This is a genomic window from Azonexus sp. IMCC34839 (assembly GCF_047047955.1).
Taxonomy (GTDB): domain Bacteria; phylum Pseudomonadota; class Gammaproteobacteria; order Burkholderiales; family Rhodocyclaceae; genus Azonexus.
Genome location: NZ_CP150631.1, coordinates 953,621 through 972,835, shown reverse-complemented (window position 1 = coordinate 972,835; position 19,215 = coordinate 953,621). Strand labels below are relative to the sequence as shown.

The 19,215-nt window shown below is 61.3% G+C and carries 23 protein-coding genes; 2 read left to right on the top strand and 21 right to left on the bottom strand.

Annotated elements, in window-relative coordinates:
- Positions 1–115 precede the first annotated feature (115 nt).
- The 13 genes from nifS to menB all read right to left on the bottom strand — a co-directional run bounded on the left by nifS (position 116) and on the right by menB (position 8,863).
- The gene (gene nifS / locus WIF35_RS04875; RefSeq protein ID WP_412480443.1) at positions 116–1,330 is read right to left on the bottom strand and encodes a cysteine desulfurase NifS; all 1,215 of its coding nucleotides are present in this window, start codon (positions 1,328–1,330) and stop codon (positions 116–118) included.
- A 94-nt stretch (positions 1,331–1,424) separates the two neighbouring features.
- Positions 1,425–2,321: a Fe-S cluster assembly protein NifU gene (gene nifU, locus WIF35_RS04870; protein ID WP_412480442.1), complete on the bottom strand. Its 897-nt coding sequence runs from the start codon at positions 2,319–2,321 to the stop codon at positions 1,425–1,427.
- Positions 2,322–2,333: 12 nt separating this feature from the next.
- The gene (locus WIF35_RS04865; protein ID WP_412480441.1) at positions 2,334–2,657 is read right to left on the bottom strand and encodes a HesB/IscA family protein; all 324 of its coding nucleotides are present in this window, start codon (positions 2,655–2,657) and stop codon (positions 2,334–2,336) included.
- Positions 2,658–2,778: 121 nt separating this feature from the next.
- Positions 2,779–3,198, bottom strand: coding sequence for a hypothetical protein (locus tag WIF35_RS04860; RefSeq protein WP_412480440.1), 420 nt, complete (start codon positions 3,196–3,198; stop codon positions 2,779–2,781).
- A 3-nt stretch (positions 3,199–3,201) separates the two neighbouring features.
- Complete coding sequence (locus WIF35_RS04855) at positions 3,202–3,567, bottom strand: hypothetical protein (RefSeq protein WP_412480439.1); 366 nt, start codon at positions 3,565–3,567, stop codon at positions 3,202–3,204.
- 65 nt (positions 3,568–3,632) lie between these two features.
- Positions 3,633–3,911 (bottom strand): ferredoxin III, nif-specific, encoded by a 279-nt coding sequence (gene fdxB, locus WIF35_RS04850; RefSeq protein WP_412480438.1) that lies wholly within the window; start codon positions 3,909–3,911, stop codon positions 3,633–3,635.
- 5 nt (positions 3,912–3,916) lie between these two features.
- Complete coding sequence (locus WIF35_RS04845; RefSeq protein ID WP_412480437.1) at positions 3,917–4,126, bottom strand: CCE_0567 family metalloprotein; 210 nt, start codon at positions 4,124–4,126, stop codon at positions 3,917–3,919.
- Positions 4,127–4,150: 24 nt separating this feature from the next.
- Positions 4,151–4,612, bottom strand: a complete 462-nt coding sequence (locus tag WIF35_RS04840; RefSeq protein WP_412480436.1) for a NifX-associated nitrogen fixation protein — start codon at positions 4,610–4,612, stop codon at positions 4,151–4,153.
- A gap of 4 nt (positions 4,613–4,616) precedes the next feature.
- Positions 4,617–5,072 (bottom strand): SoxR reducing system RseC family protein, encoded by a 456-nt coding sequence (locus WIF35_RS04835; RefSeq protein ID WP_412480435.1) that lies wholly within the window; start codon positions 5,070–5,072, stop codon positions 4,617–4,619.
- Positions 5,072–5,497, bottom strand: a complete 426-nt coding sequence (locus tag WIF35_RS04830) for a NifB/NifX family molybdenum-iron cluster-binding protein (protein ID WP_412480434.1) — start codon at positions 5,495–5,497, stop codon at positions 5,072–5,074. The genes WIF35_RS04835 and WIF35_RS04830 overlap by 1 nt, the downstream gene beginning before the upstream one ends.
- Positions 5,498–5,513: 16 nt before the next feature.
- Positions 5,514–6,917, bottom strand: a complete 1,404-nt coding sequence (gene nifN, locus WIF35_RS04825) for a nitrogenase iron-molybdenum cofactor biosynthesis protein NifN (RefSeq protein WP_412480433.1) — start codon at positions 6,915–6,917, stop codon at positions 5,514–5,516.
- Positions 6,918–7,043: 126 nt separating this feature from the next.
- Positions 7,044–8,039, bottom strand: coding sequence for an o-succinylbenzoate synthase (locus WIF35_RS04820; RefSeq protein ID WP_412480432.1), 996 nt, complete (start codon positions 8,037–8,039; stop codon positions 7,044–7,046).
- On the bottom strand, positions 8,036–8,863 hold the full coding sequence (menB, locus tag WIF35_RS04815; RefSeq protein ID WP_412480431.1) for a 1,4-dihydroxy-2-naphthoyl-CoA synthase: 828 nt from the start codon (positions 8,861–8,863) through the stop codon (positions 8,036–8,038). Before menB ends, WIF35_RS04820 begins: the two co-directional genes overlap by 4 nt.
- A 140-nt stretch (positions 8,864–9,003) precedes the next feature.
- Between menB and WIF35_RS04810 the strand changes: the two genes are divergently transcribed.
- Entirely contained in the window at positions 9,004–9,369 is a 366-nt protein-coding gene (locus WIF35_RS04810) for a PilZ domain-containing protein (RefSeq protein ID WP_412480430.1), read from the top strand.
- Positions 9,370–9,544: 175 nt separating this feature from the next.
- Here the strand turns inward: WIF35_RS04810 and WIF35_RS04805 are convergent, their stop codons facing one another.
- The 6 genes from WIF35_RS04805 to ilvB all read right to left on the bottom strand — a co-directional run bounded on the left by WIF35_RS04805 (position 9,545) and on the right by ilvB (position 15,109).
- Positions 9,545–10,036: a hypothetical protein gene (locus WIF35_RS04805; protein ID WP_412480429.1), complete on the bottom strand. Its 492-nt coding sequence runs from the start codon at positions 10,034–10,036 to the stop codon at positions 9,545–9,547.
- A 143-nt stretch (positions 10,037–10,179) separates the two neighbouring features.
- Positions 10,180–10,695 carry a hypothetical protein gene (locus WIF35_RS04800; RefSeq protein ID WP_412480428.1) on the bottom strand — a complete coding sequence of 172 codons (516 nt, stop codon included), beginning with the start codon at positions 10,693–10,695 and terminating at the stop codon, positions 10,180–10,182.
- A gap of 134 nt (positions 10,696–10,829) precedes the next feature.
- On the bottom strand, positions 10,830–11,336 hold the full coding sequence (locus WIF35_RS04795) for a hypothetical protein (RefSeq protein ID WP_412480427.1): 507 nt from the start codon (positions 11,334–11,336) through the stop codon (positions 10,830–10,832).
- Positions 11,337–11,615: 279 nt separating this feature from the next.
- Complete coding sequence (locus WIF35_RS04790; RefSeq protein ID WP_412480426.1) at positions 11,616–12,629, bottom strand: IS110 family transposase; 1,014 nt, start codon at positions 12,627–12,629, stop codon at positions 11,616–11,618.
- Between the two features lie 496 nt (positions 12,630–13,125).
- Positions 13,126–13,437: an acetolactate synthase small subunit gene (gene ilvN, locus WIF35_RS04785; RefSeq protein WP_412480425.1), complete on the bottom strand. Its 312-nt coding sequence runs from the start codon at positions 13,435–13,437 to the stop codon at positions 13,126–13,128.
- Between the two features lies 1 nt (position 13,438).
- Positions 13,439–15,109: an acetolactate synthase large subunit gene (ilvB, locus tag WIF35_RS04780; protein ID WP_412480424.1), complete on the bottom strand. Its 1,671-nt coding sequence runs from the start codon at positions 15,107–15,109 to the stop codon at positions 13,439–13,441.
- 411 nt (positions 15,110–15,520) lie between these two features.
- On the opposite strand from ilvB, the gene WIF35_RS04775 reads away from it, so the two are divergent.
- Positions 15,521–16,795: a diguanylate cyclase domain-containing protein gene (locus WIF35_RS04775; RefSeq protein ID WP_412480423.1), complete on the top strand. Its 1,275-nt coding sequence runs from the start codon at positions 15,521–15,523 to the stop codon at positions 16,793–16,795.
- Positions 16,796–16,865: 70 nt separating this feature from the next.
- Here WIF35_RS04775 and WIF35_RS04770 read toward each other — a convergent pair whose 3' ends face one another.
- Entirely contained in the window at positions 16,866–18,398 is a 1,533-nt protein-coding gene (locus WIF35_RS04770) for a fumarate hydratase (protein WP_412480422.1), read from the bottom strand.
- Between the two features lie 15 nt (positions 18,399–18,413).
- A complete protein-coding gene (locus tag WIF35_RS04765; protein ID WP_412480421.1) occupies positions 18,414–18,950 on the bottom strand; it encodes a TIGR00645 family protein in 537 nt (178 codons plus the stop codon).
- Positions 18,951–19,215 lie beyond the last annotated feature (265 nt).

Below are 19,215 nucleotides of genomic sequence, written 5' to 3'. Positions count from 1 at the left end.
CTGCGAGCGAAAAAAAGCGCCCCGGAATTTCTTCCGGGGCGAACCGAGGTTGCTGCAGAGAGAGACGGTGGCCGGTCAGCGTCTGGGCGCCGGCCGGCAGGTTCTGGACTGGGCGTCAGGCGTAGGTCGGCGCAAAGCTTTCCTGCGGGTTGGCCGACGGGCCGTTGGCGCCCCAGTAGGGCGACAGCTTGCGCAGTTGCTCGATGATCGGCGGCACGGCGGCGATGACGCGGTCGACTTCTTCCTCGGTGTTGTAGACCGAGAGCGAGAAGCGGATCGTGCCGTGCGCGGCGGTGTAGGGGATGCCCATGGCGCGCATGACGTGCGACGGTTCGAGCGAGCCGGAGGTGCAGGCCGAGCCGGAACTGGCGGCGATGCCCATCTTGTTCAACAGCAGCAGGATGGCCTCACCCTCGATGTATTCAAAGGCGATGTTGCTGGTGTTGGGCAGGCGGTTGGACACGTCGCCGGTCGGGAAGCAGTGCGAAATCTGGCTCAGGATGCCGTTTTCCAGCTTGTCGCGCAGGCGGCGGACTTCGGTGTTCTCGACTTCCATGTTGTTCATCGCCATTTCGCAGGCCTTGCCGAGGGCGACGATGGAGGCGGAAGCCTCGGTGCCGGCCCGGCGACCGCGTTCCTGGTGGCCGCCGCGCAGCAGCGGACGGAAACGGCAGCCGCGACGCAGGTAGAGCACGCCGATGCCCTTCGGTGCGTGCAGCTTGTGGCCGGAGAGCGACAACATGTCGATCTTGGTGTTCTTGAGGTCGATAGGAATCTTGCCGACGGCCTGCACGGCGTCGGTGTGGAACATGATGCCCTTTTCGGCGGCCAGCGCAGCCATTTCCTCGACCGGGAAAATGGTGCCGGTTTCGTTGTTGGCCCACATGGCCGAAACGATGGCGACGCGGTCGTTCAGCAGGGACTTGTACTCGTCCATGTCGAGGCGGCCCTTCTTGTCCACCTTGAGCTTATGGACGATGTAGCCTTCCTTCTCCAGCCACTCGCACAGGGTCAGGATGGCCGGGTGCTCGACGACGGTGGTGATCACCGTGTTGCGGTCCGGCTGAGCCTTCAGGGCCGAGAGAATGGCGGTCGAGTCGGACTCGGTGCCGCAGGAGGTGAAAATGATTTCCGAATCGTGTTCGGCGCCGAGCAGGGCCTGCACCTGGCTACGCGCCTTCTTCAGCGCCTTGCCGACTTCGCTGCCGAAGGCGTGGATGGAGGAGGCATTGCCGAAATGCTCGGTGAAGAAGGGCAGCATCGCCTCGACCACGGCGGGATCGACCCGCGTCGTGGCGTTGTTGTCCAGGTAGATCGGTTTCAGTTCCATGGCGCGGTCCTCGGGGTCAATGTTGGGGTTGGGGTGATTTGAAAATCGGCTGTTTTGGGCTGTGCACCGCAGCAGCCGATTTTCAAGGGGTGTCTCAGGCCTCTACGGGCATGTGGGACGCGGGCAGCACTTGAACCAGTTCGCCCAGGGTTTCGATCATCTTCTGCTGGATGCCGCCCAGGGTGGCCGCTTCCATCATGCAGCCGGAGCAGGCGCCCTTCAGATGGACGTAGATTTTCTTGCCCTGAACGTCGGCCAGCTCGACGTCGCCGTGGTCGCGCTGCAGCATCGGGCGGACCGATTCCAGCACTTCCTGGATCTTGGCGATCTTTTCGACGATCGACAGCTTCTTGGTCGGCGGCTTCGGCGCTTCCGGCGTAGCCGGGCAGGCGGCCGGCGGCGAGGTTTCGCCCATGCCCGGACGCTCGGCCTTGACCTTGGCGAGAATCTCTTCGATGCCCTCGTGGCAGGCTGCGCAACCGCCACCGGCCTTGGTGTAGAAGGTGACTTCTTCGACCGTGTTCAGGTTGTTGGCCTTGACCACGTCTTCGATCATCACGGCGTCGATGGCGAAGCACTTGCAGACCAGGGCGCCTTCTTCATGGTCATCCGACCACTCTTCGCCGCGGTAGTTGGCGATGGCGGCTTGCAGGGCTTCGCGGCCCATCACCGAGCAGTGCATCTTTTCCGGTGGCAGGCCGTCGAGGTAGTCGGCGATGTCCTGGTTGGAAACCTTCAGGGCTTCATCGAGGGTCATGCCCTTGATGATCTCGGTCAGGGCCGACGACGAGGCGATGGCCGAGCCGCAGCCGAAGGTCTGGAAATGCGCGTCCTGGATGATCTCTGTTTCCGGTTCGACCTTGAGCATCAGGCGCAGCGCGTCGCCGCACTGGATCGAGCCGACATCGCCGATGCCGTTGGCTTCTTCCAGCGGGCCGGAGTTGCGCGGGTTGAAGAAGTGTTCGCGGACCTTGTCGGAGTATTCCCACATGGTGTCGTCTCCTTAGACCGAGAAGGAAGAGCCGCAGGAGCACTGCGAGCTGGCGTTGGGGTTGTCGAACTTGAAGCCGGTGTGGGTCAGCGTGTCGACGAAATCGACGGTGACGTTGTCGATCATCGGCATGGTCATCGGGTCGACCAGCAGCTTGACGCCTTCGACTTCGATTTCCCAGTCATCCTCGGCCTTCTCGGCTTCCAGCTTCATGCCGTATTGCAGGCCGGAGCAACCGCCACCGGAGATCATCAGGCGCAGGCCGGCGACCGGGGTGTCGGAACCACGGATGAAACGTTGTACAGCCTTAACTGCAGCGGGGGTCAAATTGATCATGTCGGTTCTCCCAGTTTGGATGAACCAGATACTGCAAGCCCTGTGCCAGCCACAGGTTTGTTTGTAATCTATTGATTTATATCAATTGTTGCGCAGCAGCAACTTGTCGTGTTTGCGACAATCAACCGAGAACGTGTTCGTAAGCACGCCTAAGCAGGTTGCGTTCGACCTCGGAAAGCTGGCGGCATTCGGTCAGGGCAATGAAGCGGCTCTTGGTACGTTCGGCCGCGGCAAAGGGGGGATCGAGCTCGGTGAACACGCCGAGCAGGATGGGCACGTCGCCTTCCGGCGTATCGACCCAGGCCGAAAATTCGGCGTCCGGCTCGATGGCGCCTTCGGGCAGGCCAAGCTTCAGCTCCGCCTCGCGCACCGCGGCCACCGGATGGATCTGCACCTTGGGCGAGTAGTCGTCATCGCGCAAGGCCGACAGCACCGGCAGCGGCGTGAAGGCGACGACACCCGAACTCAGGCAGAGAAAACGCACCCGACCGCTGGTCTTCTGCTTGTGCAGCAGGATCAGGCGCGGTTGCGGCGTCGGCATGGCTTATTGGGCATAGGCCTCGAGCACGGCGTCGCCGCGCAGTTTCTCCGGCTTGCCCCAGACCTGCACGTAGTCGACGTAATGGCCTGCTTCGCTCGGGTGCGGCTGCAAGACCTGATACTCGGCAAAGATGCGGCCGTCGGGGAAGAAGGTCGCCTTGCCGAAGCGCGCGCCGCCACGCCAATAGGCCACGGCGCTCACTTCCTGCGTGAAGGGGTCGATGGCCTGCTCGAAACTCACCTGGCTCCACACCGGCTCGTCGCCAATCGACAGACCGAGCTTTTCCACCTGCGCGCGCAGGGCAGCACAGACGGCTTCGCCGACTTCTGCCGTGGGTTGCAGTGCGGTGAGGAGCGGGGCTTCGGACATGATGGTTTTTGCCTAAAAACGGCAGTGCACCGCAGCAGTCGTCAGAATGCTGCGGGCAGCCGGGTTCAGGCCGAGGCCGGCGCGTAGGTGTAGCAATCCTTCGGGCAAACCCGCCCGCAGGAGCCGCAGCCGATGCAATCCATCGCGTTGGCGATGGTCATGACCATCGTGTTGTCGTCGTCATCGTCATCGTCGTCCATTTCGCGCTCGACGAGGTCGAGCACGTTGCGCGGACAAACCTTGTAGCAACGGCCGCAGCCGATGCATTTGTCTTGCGCCAGGGCGGTGACGAATTCCGGCGTCCATTCGGAACCGCCGCGTGTGAGGCCGGTGATCTGACCCATGGTGTTCAGCCTTTCTGTGCCGCTGCCAGCTTGGCATTGGCATCAGCCCAGGCCTTGCAAGCATCGTAGGTGGATTGGGAAATGCCCGGAATCTCGTGGTAGGCCGCCGGCAGGCGGTCTTCCACGAGGTCGTGCAATTGGGAAGCCCATTCGGAAGATATGCGCTTGAGCTTTTTCACTTCCTTGTCGAGGGCGGCGATTTCTTCTGGACTCATGTTCATGACCTCCCTGAAATGAACTTACAGACCGGCGACGCCAGGGTACTGGCCGATGCGCTCGATGGCGACGGACAGCAGCTTGTCGGCCTCGTCCTTCATCTTGGACAGGCTGGCGAAGCCGAAGCGATGCACGTCGCGCAAGGTCTTGTCGACGGCGACCAGCTTGCCGACGGTGATCAGCGCGCGGCCGAAGCCTTCATGCGTCAGGTGCACCAGCGGCACGGCGAGCAGCTTGCATTCCTTTTCGATCAGCACGGCGATCGCGTTGTAGAAAGCCTTGACGCGGGCGATGGTGACGTCATCCGGATCGCCGACCAGCGGAATCTCCGCCTTGCGCTCCTTGGTCATGACGTAGGGATCGAGGATCTTTTCGACGCTCCAGCCCTGGTAGGTGCCGTAGGTATCGAGGGCGCGCATCTGGCGGGCCATTTCCTTGATGAAATCGGTCTCGAGGATGGGATCGGCGGCAACGGCTTCGGACATGGTTTTACTCCTGAGGGAAATTGGGGGAATGGTTGGAAATCTGGATCAATTGTGGAGCTGGCATGATTCCGGGCAAGGCGGATATGGCCAGGCGGGCGATAATCAGCGCGCCCAGGAAACCGGCGATGGCGCCCAGCGCCGTGGCACCGTCGCTGCCGTCGAGGGCGGCGCCGAACCAGGCGCCGATCAACATGGCAAAGCCGGGAAAGAGGTAGCCGAGCAGGCCGGAGATCGTCAACTTGCTGGCCGGGATGCCGACGGCGACGAAATCGCCGCTACGCACATCGTCCGAGACCGGAATCCTGAGCAGGGTGGCCGGACGACCGGCCGCCATCTTGCCGACGCCGCAGCTGCTGCCGTGCCCGCAGGAGGAGCAGCCGCCGGTTTCGATGGCAACCAGCGCGATACCGTCCTCGATACGCTGGACGACGCCCTTGTGTTCGATGAATTCGCTGCTCATCAGCCTTCCCAGCCTTCCTCTTCCATGGCGCTGAAGCGGTCTTCCGACTTGGCTTTGCCCTGGGCGGCGATGGCGCGGTCGATCCAGGCGACGCCGCCTTCGGTCATGGCCTTGGAAATATCGACCAGCAGGTCGTCGATGCCGTCGACTTCCTCGACGCGGATCGGCTGGATGCCCTTGGCCATCAGCTTCTTGATAGCCGAGGCGCCGATGGCCATCACATAGACCGCAGCACAGCCTTCGAGGAAATCGACCTTGGCGCCCAGCTTGTCTTCGTTGCCGTCCATCGCCTCTTCGGCGAATTCGGCCACGCCGACCAGCGTGGCCTTGTCCGGCGTCACTTCATAGACGGCAAAACCCTCGGCCGCGCCAAAATGCTGATTGACGCGCGTGCGATCGGTGGAAGCGAAGGCGACCTTGAGCACGGCTGCGGGCTCCTGCTTAATGGACCAGACCAGCTGTAGACGACGAGATGACATGTTGTTGGCCGGGGCCGTCACGGTCGTCGGCCCAGTAGATTGATCGATAGGGTTCGAGTTCATGGTGTTGTCCCAGCATGAGGTTGGCAAGATCGAACAAGGCCTGCCGGGAACCCCGGTAGCCCACCCAGGTGCGGGCATAACCGCCCACGAGGTCGTACTGCGGAAAACCGGAGCGCATCAGCGGCAGGCCGAGGCGCTTGGCCGTTTCGACGGCATGCGAGTTGGACATGACGAACTGCGCTTCGCCTGCGCGCGCCTCCTTTTCCATGTCTTCCAGGTCGCCGATGATCACCTTCGGAATCGGCAGGCCGGCCAGGCTGTCGTGCTTGTGCGGACTGACGGCGGCGACGATTTCGGCGCCCATGCCGGTCAGGAAACGCACCTGCTGGCCGAGCAGATCGGGGTCGGCGGCCAGCGCCACGCGGGCGAAGCCGAGCATGAAGTGGCTGTCGACCATCGCATCCTGCAACTGGGCGCGCTGGCGTTCGATATGGGGCGGCACCGGCTTGCCGGAAATCTCGGCCAAGGCCTGCGTGAAGGCGTCGCAATCGTCGAGGCCCATCAGGCCCTCGAAACGGTAGTCGGGCACGCCGGTCCTGGCCTTGAGAATGTCCGCCGCCTTGTGCAGCGAGGGGCCGATCACCAATGTTGCGGTGGACTCGCCCATGATCTCGATTTCCGAGCGCGGCGTGCCGCCGATGGTCAGCGACGAGAATTCGGCCTCGATCAGGTGGCCATCGAGCGAATCGCCGATGTCCGGCACCATGATAGCCCGCAGGCCAAAGGCTTCGATCCATTCCTTGATCGCCTCGGTGTCGCCCGGCGTCAGCATGCCGGAAGCCAGCACATTGACCTGCTTCGGGCGCTTGCCGACGGTCTGGCTTTCCGGCACCAGCGTGTCGATGATGCCTTCGACCGCCAGCGCGTAGCCGCTTTCCAGGCAGCCGAGGTAATCCGGCGTATTGACCGCAACCACCGCCACGTTGGCGAATTCGGGGTACTGGGTGCGGAAATCGCGCACGGCGCGGTGAATGTCAGTGCCCTGCGTTTCCGAGAGGCCGGTGGTGACCAGGCCGATGATGTCAGGCTTGCTCTTGTCGGAAAGCGTACGCAGCGCCTCGATGATGTTCTCGTCGGCGCCCATGATGGTCGACACCTGATCCATCGCCGTCGTCTGCAGCGGGATCGGCTCGCGGAAATGGCGCACGAAGAAGACCTTGCCGAAGGCCGTACAGCCCTGCGAACCATGCATCAGCGGCAGGCTGCGGTTCAGGCCCAGGAAGGCGAGCGAGGCGCCCACCGGCTGGCTGACCTTCAGCGGATTGACCGCCAGTGCCTTCTTGGAATGGATGATCTCGGCCATTTTGCTCGGCTTGGTAAATGGGTACGCATACCCTTTAGCAAGGACCGAGCCAAATAAAAAACCGTTTTAAATCAGTGCATTGATTTTCGATTGTCGTGTTGCAAACCCGACAATGTCAGGGCTGATTTATGCACCAAATGGGTGAAAGCCAATGCCGGCTTCCTGCGGCAAGTGCAGGTGCCCCTCGACAATGCGCGGGCTGTCGCCGGTGTCGGCCGCCAGCCAATCGGCCGTGCCCAGGCCATGCACGCTGTCCGGCGCAACGGCTGCCGCCAGATGGGCGCAGGCGAGCAAGCCGCAGGCGCTTTCCAGCGCCGAAGTGACGACCACCTCAATGCCCGAGGCACGGGCGCGCAGGGCCAGTTCCACGCTGGCCAGCAAGCCATGCCGCGCCGGCTTGAGCACCAGGCGGCGCACGGGCGGATGGCGGAAGAAATGAGGCGTCAGCAACTCGATGGATTCATCGACGGCGAGCGGGAAGGGGGCCTGTCGCTGCAATTCAGCCAGCGTGGCGGCGCTCGGTTCGGCCAAGGGCTCCTCCAGCCCTTCGACGGGCAGGCCGACGCAGGCGTCGATAAAGGCTTGTACGTCGGCCATGGACCATGCCAGGTTGGCGTCCAAACGCAACCGAAGCGTGGCCATGCCCGTATTGCCACCCTCGGCTGATTGAGTCGGTGCGAGACGAATCTCTGCGCACAACTCACGCAATCGGGCGATTTCCTCAGCCACCGGCAGCACGCCGACCTTCAACTTGGCGACGCGATAGCCAGCGGCGTGCGCCGTCCGCAGTTGCTCCACGCTGACCTTGGAAATTGCCCCCAAAACGCTGTTCACCGCAACAGTGACCCGTGGCGCCTCCCCGCTTAACCAGGCGTTCAACGGCAGGTCAGCGCGCTGGGCGAGCAGGTCGAGCTGGGCACAGTCCTCGGCGAAGGCGGCAGCCATCGCCGCGTCGATGCCGAACTCCGGCAGCGGGGCCGCATCGCCCCAGCCGATGCGGTCATCGGCCGCCGTCAGGCACAACAGGCGGCCTTCGCGCTGCGTCATCACGCCCCGAGCGGTCTGCCAGGGGCGTTTGAGCGGCAGGGCGTAGGGCAGCCAGTCGGCCGCGACGATGTTCACGGCCGTTTGCGGTATTTGCCGAAATCGGGCGGGCGGCGTTCCAGCCAGGCGTTACGGCCTTCCTGACCTTCATCCGTCATATAGAACAAGCCAGTGGCGTTGCCAGCCAGCTCCTGGATGCCGGCCAGGCCGTCGGTGTCGGCGTTGAAGCCGGCCTTGATCATGCGCAGTGCCATCGGCGATAGCTGGAGCATGTCGCGGCACCATTGCACGGTTTCTTCTTCCAGCTTGGCCAACGGCACCACCGCATTGACCAGCCCCCAGTCGAGTGCGGTGGCGGCGTCGTACTGGCGGCAGAGCAGCCAGATTTCCTTGGCGCGCTTGAGGCCGATGGTGCGCGCCATCAGCCCGGCACCGAGGCCGGCGTCAAAGCTGCCGACGCGCGGCCCGGTCTGGCCGAAGCGGGCGTTGTCGGCGGCAATCGACAGGTCGCACACCAGATGCAGCACATGGCCGCCGCCGATGGCGAAGCCGGCCACCATGGCCACGACCGGCTTGGGCAGGCGGCGAATCTGCATCTGCAGGTCGAGCACATTGAGGTGCGGCGTGCCGCCTTCGTCGATATAGCCCTCGTCGCCGCGCACCTTCTGATCGCCGCCCGAGCAGAAGGCCTCGCCGCCCGCGCCGCAAAGGATGATGGCGCCGATGGCGTTGTCGTGATGGGCGCGGTGGAAGGCGTCGATCAGTTGCTTGACCGTTTCCGGGCGGAAGGCATTGCGTCGCTCCGGCCGGTTGATCGTGATCTTGGCGATGCCTTCGGCGGTTTCGTAGAGGATGTCGGAATATTCGTGGGCGCTTTGCCAGGCGATGGGGTGTGCGGTCATGATGCTGTGCGGATTGATGACAGGGCGAGTATAGCGGGCCGGGGCCCGGCGTGGATTTGAGTTGCATCGCCTTGCCGCGGTGCTATGCGCCTGGCGGCCGGCATGTAAAATACCCATCTGCCTTAAGCATTGGATGCCAAGTGAGAGAACGCCGCCGCGATAACCGTTTCAATCTGAAAGGCCGGGTCCAGCTGGACATCGGCGGCCAGCACTTCGAATTCCCGACCGCCGATATTTCCGTTTCCGGCGTCGGCGTCATGCTTGACGTGGCCGTGCTCGGCGGCAAACCGACCGGCCTGGTCGGTATCTGCCAGATCGAATCGCCCGATCTCGCCGCCCCGGTCGAAGCCTACGTCAGCATCATGCGCATCCGCCGCGTCGGCCACCAACACTTGGTCGGCCTGCGCTTCGAGTCGATCAGCGACGAACAGCTACGCATCATCCGCGCCTACGAAACCCTGGCCAAGGCCCGGGAAAAAAGCCGGCATTTCGTGCCGGCGGAGTGATTGGGGCGGTTCTCGTTTTGTTTGAGTGCCGAGCCCTTGGCTTACTTTTGGCAGCGCTGCTGCGGTGCACTGGTTAAAACGGGCAAAAACCAAGATTGGGTTGGGCATAAAACAGCCCAAGGAAAATCAAGATAGCTCTTTGCTTGGTCGCCAGTCGTTCTGACGTTGGTTGGGATTACTGAACGTCGAACTCGAATTCCTGAGCAAGGCTCCCTTCAACATAAACCCGTATCCGGTAGCGGCCTTTCGGGTCGCCAGGGGCTACTGTCCAGACATTGAAAATCGTTCCTCGGTCGGGAGCGACTTCGCGCTCGGTGACCGATACCCGGCCATCGGATGACACCGTGCGCGCTCCGATGGGCTCCGGATCGCCCCAGGTGTTCGGCTTGGCAGGCAAAGTGAACTCTTCCCTCCAGCGAATCTTGGGCTTGTCGGTACGCAACTGAATGAGCCAGCCATAGCTCTGATTCGGCTTCAGTGGTACGACTTTGGTAGGCACGAAGGGCGGCTTGCCGGATTGCGACAAGTTGAACAAACCGAACTCTGCGCGCAGAACTTGCGTTCCCGAAGCCTTGTTGAATGGGAGCTCCGTTGTCGTGGCGACGGCCGGAGCGGAAATCCAGGCGAGCAGCAGAGCGAAGAGGAGAGACAAACTACGCTGTGTCATTCGGATTCCTTCCTGGCGTAATACGTGGTGCTCAAGGTGCAGGGGATATATCAACGCCAGAATTAAATGGGGATAGACCACGTTTGCTTTGGGAAATAAATCGTGGTCTGTCCCCGATTATTCGTAACTCGGGCTATTCATTACTAATGAAGATGCTGCTGGTGAATTGCCTCGGACGCGACTTCCGACAACATCTTTTCCAGAAATGGTTGGACCGCCGATTCGAATCGAGCATCAATCTCCGCTGCCTTTAGAAAGTGGGGCCGCGCAACTTGGAAGTCCTTCTGAGCATAAGTAGCCAGCGCCAAATACCAATGAAGGGCAGCGTCGTTTGGGTAAGTGGACAATTGTTCTTCACAGTCTTTGATTACCGCAAGCGTGTCTCCATTTCTGTATTGGAGATCAATTGACGCAAGTGCCTCATTGGCTTTCTTTCTCTCTCGTGACGCTCGACTTCCATCCCAACTCATCACGCCGATTACGACGAAATAGAGAATGAACAAGGCGATTAGGTAGTAGGGGCTGTCGAGAAAATTCGATATAACTCCCCGGCCTGCACGGTCGGCGGGAGCCACCATTGAAGAAATGATGGGAAGTACGGACAGGAAGAGAAGTACGACCGGCATCAACCTTGAACGGTCGAAATGACGCTTCTTCATTTGCACAACCTCCAGCACGGATTACCAAGGTTCAGCAAAGCGCATGGCTCCTTTAAGACGCCCAACGTTTTAGGTAAGGGGCGGCCCGCTTGCGGGACGTCCCAGCGGCCGAAGGCCACGCCTTGACCGGAATGTTAGAGCCCATTGCCGAATCGCTGATGCCAGTTCTCGATATGACCAACAAGTGATTGCCCCTTCGGTGATACTAAATCGGAAATTAGCCAACACCCTTGTACTGAATTGCGCTCAAGGCGAACGAGCACGCTTTGCTGCCACTGGCGATTATCTGAGAGAGAAAAGGTGTAGCTCATTCGTACCGCAGCTGCCGTATCTGTCTTCTGCGTGGTTTTGAATCGAATAGGTTTGGTAATTTCACCATCTTGCGCATCGGTCCATGGATCAGCCTCAACGGCGCACAACTCGTTGCGAGAGCACTTGTATTCTCGTGATAACGCTGAGTACAGACGGGAGGAAATTATGCTTTTTAGATTGGACGGGGAGTCGAGGTGGAAGACTGTGTGATTTTCGTGGAAAGACTTGGCAACGAGAGCGGGATCTTTATCAGCGCAGGTGGCATAAGAGTCATGAGCACCAAGTAGCACCAGAGCAGATACGAGCAAGCGAGGAAGTACGAGACTCATGGGCTCTAACTAGTATCTATGGACTCCCCCAGTTTGCAAGTAATAAGTTGTTGGTTCGTTGGTAACAGCCTGCAGGAATCTATCCGGCCTACTTTGACACCCGTCGGTATCGGCCCTGATGACATTCGCTCCGTGGAAGCCTCATTAGTAGAGCGGCCTTGATTCGACCAAACTAGTTATCAGGCTTTCTCCACGTCGGTCTGAACCGTTGTCCCATCAACTCATTTCGCTCGCAATCTTCAGGCGGGAATCTGATGAATCGGTTGATCAAAGCAAGCGTCAGCTTGCCACTTGGTATTCAGTGCCTCTGGACAGCATTGCCCAGATGATACGTGCATTTTTGGCGGCCAGCGCAACTGCCGCGACGTTGGCACAACTACGCTCCTTGAGCGCTTCTGCCCAAATGCTTTTACGATCCGTCTTGCCTGTTGTCAGGCGCAATACCGAGCGGGTGCCATGAATCAGCAAAGTGCGCAGCGTCACATCGCCGCGCTTGCTGATGGCCCCTAGTTTCGTCTTGCCACCGCTGGAATTCTGTCGGGGCGTTAGCCCAAGCCAGGCTGCAAATTGCCGGCCACTCTTGAAAGCGCTGGCATTGCCTACACTGGCCACCAGCGCTGTGGCTGTCACCGGACCCACACCTTCGATTGCCATCAGGCGACGGGCCGGTTCGCAGGCCTTGGCCAAGGTGGCTATCTTTCGGTCGTAAGCGAGGATGCGCTCGTCGAGTGCTCGCAAGCGGTCGTGTAGCTCGCCAACGGTTTCACGGGCCAGGGTCGGCAATTGCCGACCGCCCGCGCCGATGTCGGCCAGCAGCCGACGCGCTTGGGCAATCCCTTGTCCAACCACAATCCCGAATTCGCCCAACAAACCCCGCACCTGATTAACCAGTGCGGTCCGTTCGGAGACGGTCAGCGTGCGTGCCCTATGCACGACGAGAACAGCTTGCGCCTCTTCAGACTTGACGGGAACAAAGCGCATGTTCGGTCGGCCTACGGCTTCACAAATCGCCTCGGCATCGTTGGCGTCGTTCTTGCCGCTCTTGCGGTAGGGGGAAACGAACTGGGCGGCCATCAGTCGGGCATCGTGGCCCAGCTTGATCAGTTCCCGTGCCCAGTAATGCGAGCCGGCACAGGCTTCGATACCAATCAGACTGACTGGCGTATTGGCGAAGAACGAGAGCACTTCGCCGCGGGACAGCGTTTTCTTGAGCGCTGTTTTGCCGTGCTCATCCACGCCGTGGACTTGGAAAACCGTCTTGGCAATATCAAGACCGATGCGTACAGCTTTCATGGCACACCTCCTGGTCAGCTCGCAGCCTCTTGGCTGCTCTGCACTCAGTGTCCCGCTAGACGGGAGGGGGAGTCCATTTCATTAGTAGACGTCAAAACTGACGCCTAATTCGGAAACCTGTCCAATAAGCTGGAACACAGGACAAGCGGCTCGCCTTGTGTCGCCAATGGTTTGGGATATTCGTTGTTTATTCATGGCTCTCATCAAGCGGTGAAACCGGACATGGCTGACAGGGAGCCAGCTTCACCATGAGGGTGTTTGCGTCGGTGTCACGCAATGGGCATAAATATACGCATCAGCGTAGAACGCGTCTATCTGTTTGGCATTGCGAGCGGATGTGCGATCGGGTGATGAAACTAGGGCATGACCAGTCGTTTTAAGCGTTGTCTGGCCGCCTGCTGCGGTGCACTGCCCAAAAACACCAAAAACCAATTCCCGGTTTCGCAGTAGATAAAAGGAGACGGCCGGCCCAAAAGCCGGCCGTCACCGCTAGCCATCAAGGCTTGAAGAACACTTCCAAATCCTGAAACACCGCGTGATCCGCGTGGTGGCGGCGGATGGCGATGACGTCTTCGAGTTTTTCGACCTGTTTCATCATCTGCGCCAGGCGTTGGTCTTCGTTGACCAAGAGCCAGATGCGGCTGCAGCTGCCATCGCCGACGGGCAGGCAGAGGATGCCTTCGACGTTGTAGGCGCGGCGGGAGAATAGGCCGACGACGTGCGACATGACGCCGGGGTGGTTGTTGACGTCGATCTCCAGCACGGCGCGGGAGAGGGCGTTTTGTTCATTCTTGTTGATGGCGTTCATGTCAGGCTCCGATCATGTCACGGTTGGCGGCACCCGGCGGCACCATGGGGTAGACCTTGTTGTCGACGTCGATGCTGGCGTGGATCAGGCAGGGGCCGGGGCGGGCGATGGCTTCCATCAGCGCGGCGCAGGGATTGGCAGCCTGGTCGAGATCGACAGCGTGGATGCCGAAGCCCTGGGCAACCTTGATGAAATCCGGGCTGGCCTTGAACTGCGAGGCGAACAGGCGCTCGCCGTAGAACAGCGTCTGCTGCTGGTGCACGAGGCCGAGCGAGGCGTTGTCCATCAGCACGATCTTGATGTTGGCGTTTTCTTCGCCGGCGGTGACGAGTTCCTGGATGTTCATCAGGATGGAGCCGTCGCCGGTGAAGCAGACCACGGTACGCTCGGGCTGTGCAAGGGCGGCGCCGATGGCGGCGGGCACGCCGAAGCCCATGGTGCCGAGACCGCCAGAAGTGAGCCACTGGCGCGGCCGGCGTAGCGGGTAGGCCTGGGCGACCCACATCTGGTGCTGGCCAACGTCGGTGGCGATGACGGCTTCGTCGTCCAGGCAGGCGGCGACGCTGCGGATCAGGCCGAAATGCGAGCGCGGGTCGTCGAGGCCGGGCATGGCCTGCGGAAACTCGGCTTTTAGCTCGTTGCTGCGGTGCACCCACGCATTTCGCGAATTTTCACTGACTGCCGGTAGCAGGCGGGCGAGGGCTTCGGCCACGTCGGCGGTGATGCCGATATGGGCGGTCTTGATCTTGTCGAGTTCGGCCGGGTCGATGTCGATGTGGATGATTTTGGCTTGCGGGCAGAAGGCGGCCACCTTGCCGGTCGCGCGGTCGTCGAAGCGGGCGCCGACGGCGATCAGCAGGTCGCATTCGTCGAGCAGCATGTTGGTGTAGCGCGCGCCGTGCATGCCGAGCATGCCGCAGGCGAGCGGGTGATCGACCGGCATGGCACCGAGCGCCATCAGGGTCATCACGGTGGGCAGGTTGGCCTTTTCGGCGAGCTGGACCGCAAGATCGGCCGCGCCGCTATGCACGACGCCGCCGCCGAGGTAGAGGATGGGGCGCTTGGCGCTGTTGATCATGGCGGCGGCTTCGGAAATCGCCCAGCCGTCGGCTTCCGGCGCGGCCTGGCGGCGGCCGGGTTCGGGCCACTCGGCAATCTCGATGGCCTGGGTCTGCACGTCCTTGGGAATATCGACCAGCACCGGGCCGGGGCGGCCGGAGGCGGCCAGCGCGAAAGCGCGTGGGATCACCTCGAGGAGTTCTTCGGCCGAAGAAACGAGGAAGTTGTGCTTGGTGATCGGAATGCTCAGGCCGTAGGTGTCGACTTCCTGAAAAGCGTCGGTGCCGATCATCACCTTGGGCACCTGGCCGGTAATGGCGACGAGCGGGATGGAGTCGAGCTTGGCGTCCGCGATGGCGGTCAGCAGGTTGGTCGCGCCGGGGCCGGAGGAGGCCATGCAGACCGCGACTTCACCGGTGGCGCGGGCCATGCCCTGGGCCATGAAGCCGGCGCCCTGCTCGTGGCGGGCGAGGACGTGGTGAATCGCGGTGGAACGGCCGAGCGCGTCGTAGATCGGCAGGATGGCGCCGCCGGGAATGCCGGCGACGGTGCGGATGCCTTGTCGCTCAAGCAGGCGGATGGTGATTTCGGCACCGGTCAGTGTTTCTGTCATGGAACTCTCTCTTTCTCGGTAATCGGCGATTCCGGCGAGGTTCCAAAACAAAACCCCCGCCGGTTTGCGCCGGCGGGGGTTGGTAATTTTGGTGTTTCTGCTGCTTACCTGATCCGCGACGGCGCGTGCGTTACGACGCCTACTACGACTACGCGTACGACGACCGGCGATACTGCGCGAGCAGCAACGGAGCGGAAGGTACGGGTGGCGGTCATGGGGATATTGTCAGGTCGGGGGCAGAAAGAGTCGTTACTATGGCCGAGAGTGACGTTGTATGCAAGAGGGGCGGCCAGATGTTTTACCGTAATTTGCCCGGAATATGCTTGAGGCTTGGCGCGGCACGCCTTAAACTTGACTGAGTTTATATATGACCAAAGGCTGCCCGTGCGGCGGAAATGGTTCGAGTGAAAAATGAGTAATCTGGGAAAAGTACTGCTGGCTGATGCGTCGAAAGTGATCCGCGTTTCTTTGGCGCGTGAGCTGTCGGGGCATTTCGAAGTCCGCGAGGAATCGAGTGGTGAATCGGCCTGGCAATCGCTCGTTCTGGATCATTCCATCGTTGCCGTCGTTTCCGGGATCAACCTGAACCGTCTGGATGGCCTGGCACTGGTCGAGCGCCTGCGCGAGAGCAAGCTGCCGCGCCTGAATCGCCTGCCTTTCTTCCTGGTCGTGCCGGATTCCTTCTCCGACGAGGAGCGGGCCAAGGCCCGCAGCTGCGGCGTTAACGAATTCATCTCGCGCGATTCGGCATCTGCTTCGCTGGAAAGCATCGTCGCTGCCTTGGTTGAGCGCTTGAGCGGTGTTCGCCATGAAGGCACGGATGTCGACCAGACGCTGGTATCGACGCTGGTCGAGGAAAGCGAAGAAACGCCGGAAGATGTCGGAGTGCGTACCGATGTCGGCATCAGCGACATCATGGGCCAGATGGGCGGCATGGCCGGTCTGGAGGCCGACGAAGGCAAGTCGGGCGGCGACAGCGAAGGCACTGAAGACGTGGTGCTTGCCCGCGAAATGCTCGAGGAGCGCCTGGGGCAGTTGCTGACGGCGGCACCGGACGGTTGGGGCGTCGGCGTATTGGCCTTCTCGCTCGACGGCTACGACGATCTGGTGCGCAAATATGGCATCGATCTGGCGACGCGCACGGTGCAGAAGTTTTCTTTCCTGCTCGCCCGCAAGATTCGTTCGGAAGACAGCATCGGCCAGTTGGCCCAGGGCAAGGTGATGATCGTGGCGCCGGCGACGACGCGGGCGATCTGTACTGGCTTCGCCAACCGTATCTGCAAGGCGATGACCTCGGCGCAGATTTCGGTGCGCGGCCAGCAGGTCGATTTGACGGTCAGCGTGGGTATTGCCGTGGCGCCGGAAGATGGCGTCGAGATTTCTGTTCAGGAACTGCTCGATCTGGCCGAATCGCGCCTCGCGGTCGCCAAGCGCACCGGTGGCAATCGCGTGGTGGCGGACTCCAATGCCGTCGCCGCTCAAGTTTCCAATGACGAGTTCCTCGCCAAGCTGAAGGAGTTGCTGGGCACGACCGATCCGGCTCAACTGAGTGGCTGTATCGGCCAGGTTGGCCTGCAACTGATGCCCTTGCTCAAGCAGATGGATGCCAGCTTCCGTCTCGGCTTGCCGCTGGACGACATGAACAAGCGCTTGTGGGACCGTGCACGGGCCGAGCGCATGACCTGATCGAGTTCATTCAGCGAAGTAAATAAAAAAGCCGGCGATTGCCGGCTTTTTTGTTGTTGCGCAGGAAGGATCAGGCCTTGACCGGGATCTTGCCGATCTTGATCTGCCATTCCTTCGGGCCGCTCTCATGCACGTTGCTGCCGGTCGAATCGACGGCGACGGTCACCGGCATGTCCTTGACGTCGAATTCGTAGATGGCTTCCATGCCGAGGTCTTCGAAGCCGACGACCTTGGCCGACTTGATCGCCTTGGCGACGAGGTAGGCAGCGCCGCCAACGGCCATCAGGTAGGCCGACTTGTTGTCCTTGATCGCTTCGATGGCGACCGGGCCGCGCTCGGACTTGCCGATCATCGAGATCAGGCCGGTCTTCTCCAGCATCGTGCGGGTGAACTTGTCCATGCGGGTGGCAGTGGTGGGGCCGGCCGGGCCGACGACTTCATCACGCACCGGATCGACCGGGCCGACGTAGTAGATGACGCGGTTGGTGAAGTCCACCGGCAGCTTCTCGCCCTTGGCCAGCATGTCGGAGATGCGCTTGTGAGCGGCATCGCGGCCGGTCAGCATCTTGCCGTTAAGGAGCAGCTTCTGGCCGACCTTCCAGGAGGCGACTTCTTCCTTGGTCAGGGTGTCGAGATTGACGCGGGTGGCCGACTTGACGTCCGGCGTCCAGGTCACGGCCGGCCAGTCTTCCAGCTTCGGCGGTTCGAGCTTGGCCGGGCCGGAGCCATCGAGGTGGAAGTGGCAGTGGCGGGTCGCGGCGCAGTTCGGCACCAGGGCGACCGGCAGGTTGGCGGCGTGGCAGGGGTAGTCGAGCACCTTGACGTCGAGTACGGTGGTCAGGCCGCCCAGGCCCTGGGCGCCGACGCCCAGTGCGTTGATCTTTTCCATCAGTTCGAGGCGCAGTTGTTCCGGGCGCGTCAGCACCGCACCGGAGGCCGCCTTGGCCTTCAGTTCGTGAATGTCGACCGGGGCCATGATCGATTCCTTGGCCAGCAGCATGGCCTTTTCCGGCGTGCCGCCGATGCCGATGCCGATGATGCCCGGCGGACACCAGCCAGCACCCATTTCCGGAATCTTCTTCAACACCCAGTCAACCAGGTCGTCGGACGGGTTGAGCATGGCGAACTTGGACTTGGCTTCGGAGCCACCGCCCTTCGCAGCACAGATGACCTCGACGTGATGGCCTTCGACGATCTCGAAGTGCACGACGGCCGGGGTGTTGTCCTTGGTGTTCTTGCGGGCGCCGGCCGGGTCGGCCAGCACGGAGGCGCGCAGCGGATTGTCCGGGTTCGCGTAGGCGCGACGGACGCCTTCGTTGATCATTTCCTGAATGCTCATGGTGGCATCCGGCCAGGTGACCTGCATGCCGACCTTGATGAAGACCATGCCGATACCGGTGTCCTGACAGATCGGACGATGGCCTTCGGCGGCCATGCGCGAATTGGTCAGGATCTGGGCGATGGCATCCTTGGCGGCCGGGGACTCTTCGCGGTCGTAAGCTTCACCCAAGGCCTTGATGTAATCCAGCGGGTGGTAGTAGCTGATGTACTGGAAAGCATCGGCGATGGACTGGATCAGGTCTTCCTGTTTGATGGCGGTCATGCGGGACTCCGACTTTTAGTGGTGTTTTTGATGCTGCAGGGCAAGCGTCTGGGTCATGGTCTTGTCCACCAGGGCCATGGCCAGCGCCGAGAAAAGGAATACGACGTGGATGATGACTTGCCACATCAATGTGTGCTCGGTCAGGTTGCCGGCATTGATGAAGCTCTTCAGCAGGTGGATCGACGAGATGCCGATGATTGCCGTGGACAGCTTGATCTTGAGCACGCCGGCATTGACGTGGGAGAGCCATTCCGGCTGATCCGGGTGACCTTCCAGGTCGAGGCGGGAAACGAAGGTTTCGTAACCACCGACAATAACCATGACCAGCAGGTTGGCGATCATGACCACGTCGATCAGGCCAAGGACGATCAGCATGACGTCGGTTTCGGTCATGTGGTGCGGGCCGAAGGCACCGGCCACGAGGTGGCTCAGTTCCACCATGAACAGCCAGCAGTAAACCACCTGGGCGACGATCAGGCCAAGGTAGAGCGGCGCCTGTATCCAGCGGCTCGCAAAAATGAACGATTCGAGATATTTGACGGGAGCGCTCATCGGATGTGCGTAAGCATTGAAAACCGCGAGTCTACCATGCCGAAAGTAGTGGTCGCAGCGCCATTCGCATACGGCATGAATTGTTGCCGAATTGCTGCGCCGCAGCGTGATTTCGTAAGGCGATTGTAAGAATATGGCCGTCTAATGCCGCATCAACGCTGGCGTGGGGAGTGAGGTGTTTCCCGGCTTGTGCGGCTTTTAGAAGTTCCGGGTTGTAGCCTGGAATCCGATCGGTTGTTTCAACACAATTGCGAAGTACCGCAGA

What these genes read in the sequence shown, in the direction of transcription:
- nifS (WP_412480443.1), bottom strand. Translation starts at nt 1,330, where the DNA reads ATGGAACTGAAACCGATCTACCTGGACAACAACGCCACGACGCGGGTC.
- nifU (WP_412480442.1), bottom strand. Translation starts at nt 2,321, where the DNA reads ATGTGGGAATACTCCGACAAGGTCCGCGAACACTTCTTCAACCCGCGC.
- WIF35_RS04865 (WP_412480441.1), bottom strand. Translation starts at nt 2,657, where the DNA reads ATGATCAATTTGACCCCCGCTGCAGTTAAGGCTGTACAACGTTTCATC.
- WIF35_RS04860 (WP_412480440.1), bottom strand. Translation starts at nt 3,198, where the DNA reads ATGCCGACGCCGCAACCGCGCCTGATCCTGCTGCACAAGCAGAAGACC.
- WIF35_RS04855 (WP_412480439.1), bottom strand. Translation starts at nt 3,567, where the DNA reads ATGTCCGAAGCCCCGCTCCTCACCGCACTGCAACCCACGGCAGAAGTC.
- fdxB (WP_412480438.1), bottom strand. Translation starts at nt 3,911, where the DNA reads ATGGGTCAGATCACCGGCCTCACACGCGGCGGTTCCGAATGGACGCCG.
- WIF35_RS04845 (WP_412480437.1), bottom strand. Translation starts at nt 4,126, where the DNA reads ATGAGTCCAGAAGAAATCGCCGCCCTCGACAAGGAAGTGAAAAAGCTC.
- WIF35_RS04840 (WP_412480436.1), bottom strand. Translation starts at nt 4,612, where the DNA reads ATGTCCGAAGCCGTTGCCGCCGATCCCATCCTCGAGACCGATTTCATC.
- WIF35_RS04835 (WP_412480435.1), bottom strand. Translation starts at nt 5,072, where the DNA reads ATGAGCAGCGAATTCATCGAACACAAGGGCGTCGTCCAGCGTATCGAG.
- nifN (WP_412480433.1), bottom strand. Translation starts at nt 6,917, where the DNA reads ATGGCCGAGATCATCCATTCCAAGAAGGCACTGGCGGTCAATCCGCTG.
- menB (WP_412480431.1), bottom strand. Translation starts at nt 8,863, where the DNA reads ATGACCGCACACCCCATCGCCTGGCAAAGCGCCCACGAATATTCCGAC.
- WIF35_RS04805 (WP_412480429.1), bottom strand. Translation starts at nt 10,036, where the DNA reads ATGACACAGCGTAGTTTGTCTCTCCTCTTCGCTCTGCTGCTCGCCTGG.
- WIF35_RS04800 (WP_412480428.1), bottom strand. Translation starts at nt 10,695, where the DNA reads ATGAAGAAGCGTCATTTCGACCGTTCAAGGTTGATGCCGGTCGTACTT.
- WIF35_RS04795 (WP_412480427.1), bottom strand. Translation starts at nt 11,336, where the DNA reads ATGAGTCTCGTACTTCCTCGCTTGCTCGTATCTGCTCTGGTGCTACTT.
- WIF35_RS04790 (WP_412480426.1), bottom strand. Translation starts at nt 12,629, where the DNA reads ATGAAAGCTGTACGCATCGGTCTTGATATTGCCAAGACGGTTTTCCAA.
- ilvN (WP_412480425.1), bottom strand. Translation starts at nt 13,437, where the DNA reads ATGAACGCCATCAACAAGAATGAACAAAACGCCCTCTCCCGCGCCGTG.
- ilvB (WP_412480424.1), bottom strand. Translation starts at nt 15,109, where the DNA reads ATGACAGAAACACTGACCGGTGCCGAAATCACCATCCGCCTGCTTGAG.
- WIF35_RS04775 (WP_412480423.1), top strand. Translation starts at nt 15,521, where the DNA reads ATGAGTAATCTGGGAAAAGTACTGCTGGCTGATGCGTCGAAAGTGATC.
- WIF35_RS04770 (WP_412480422.1), bottom strand. Translation starts at nt 18,398, where the DNA reads ATGACCGCCATCAAACAGGAAGACCTGATCCAGTCCATCGCCGATGCT.
- WIF35_RS04765 (WP_412480421.1), bottom strand. Translation starts at nt 18,950, where the DNA reads ATGAGCGCTCCCGTCAAATATCTCGAATCGTTCATTTTTGCGAGCCGC.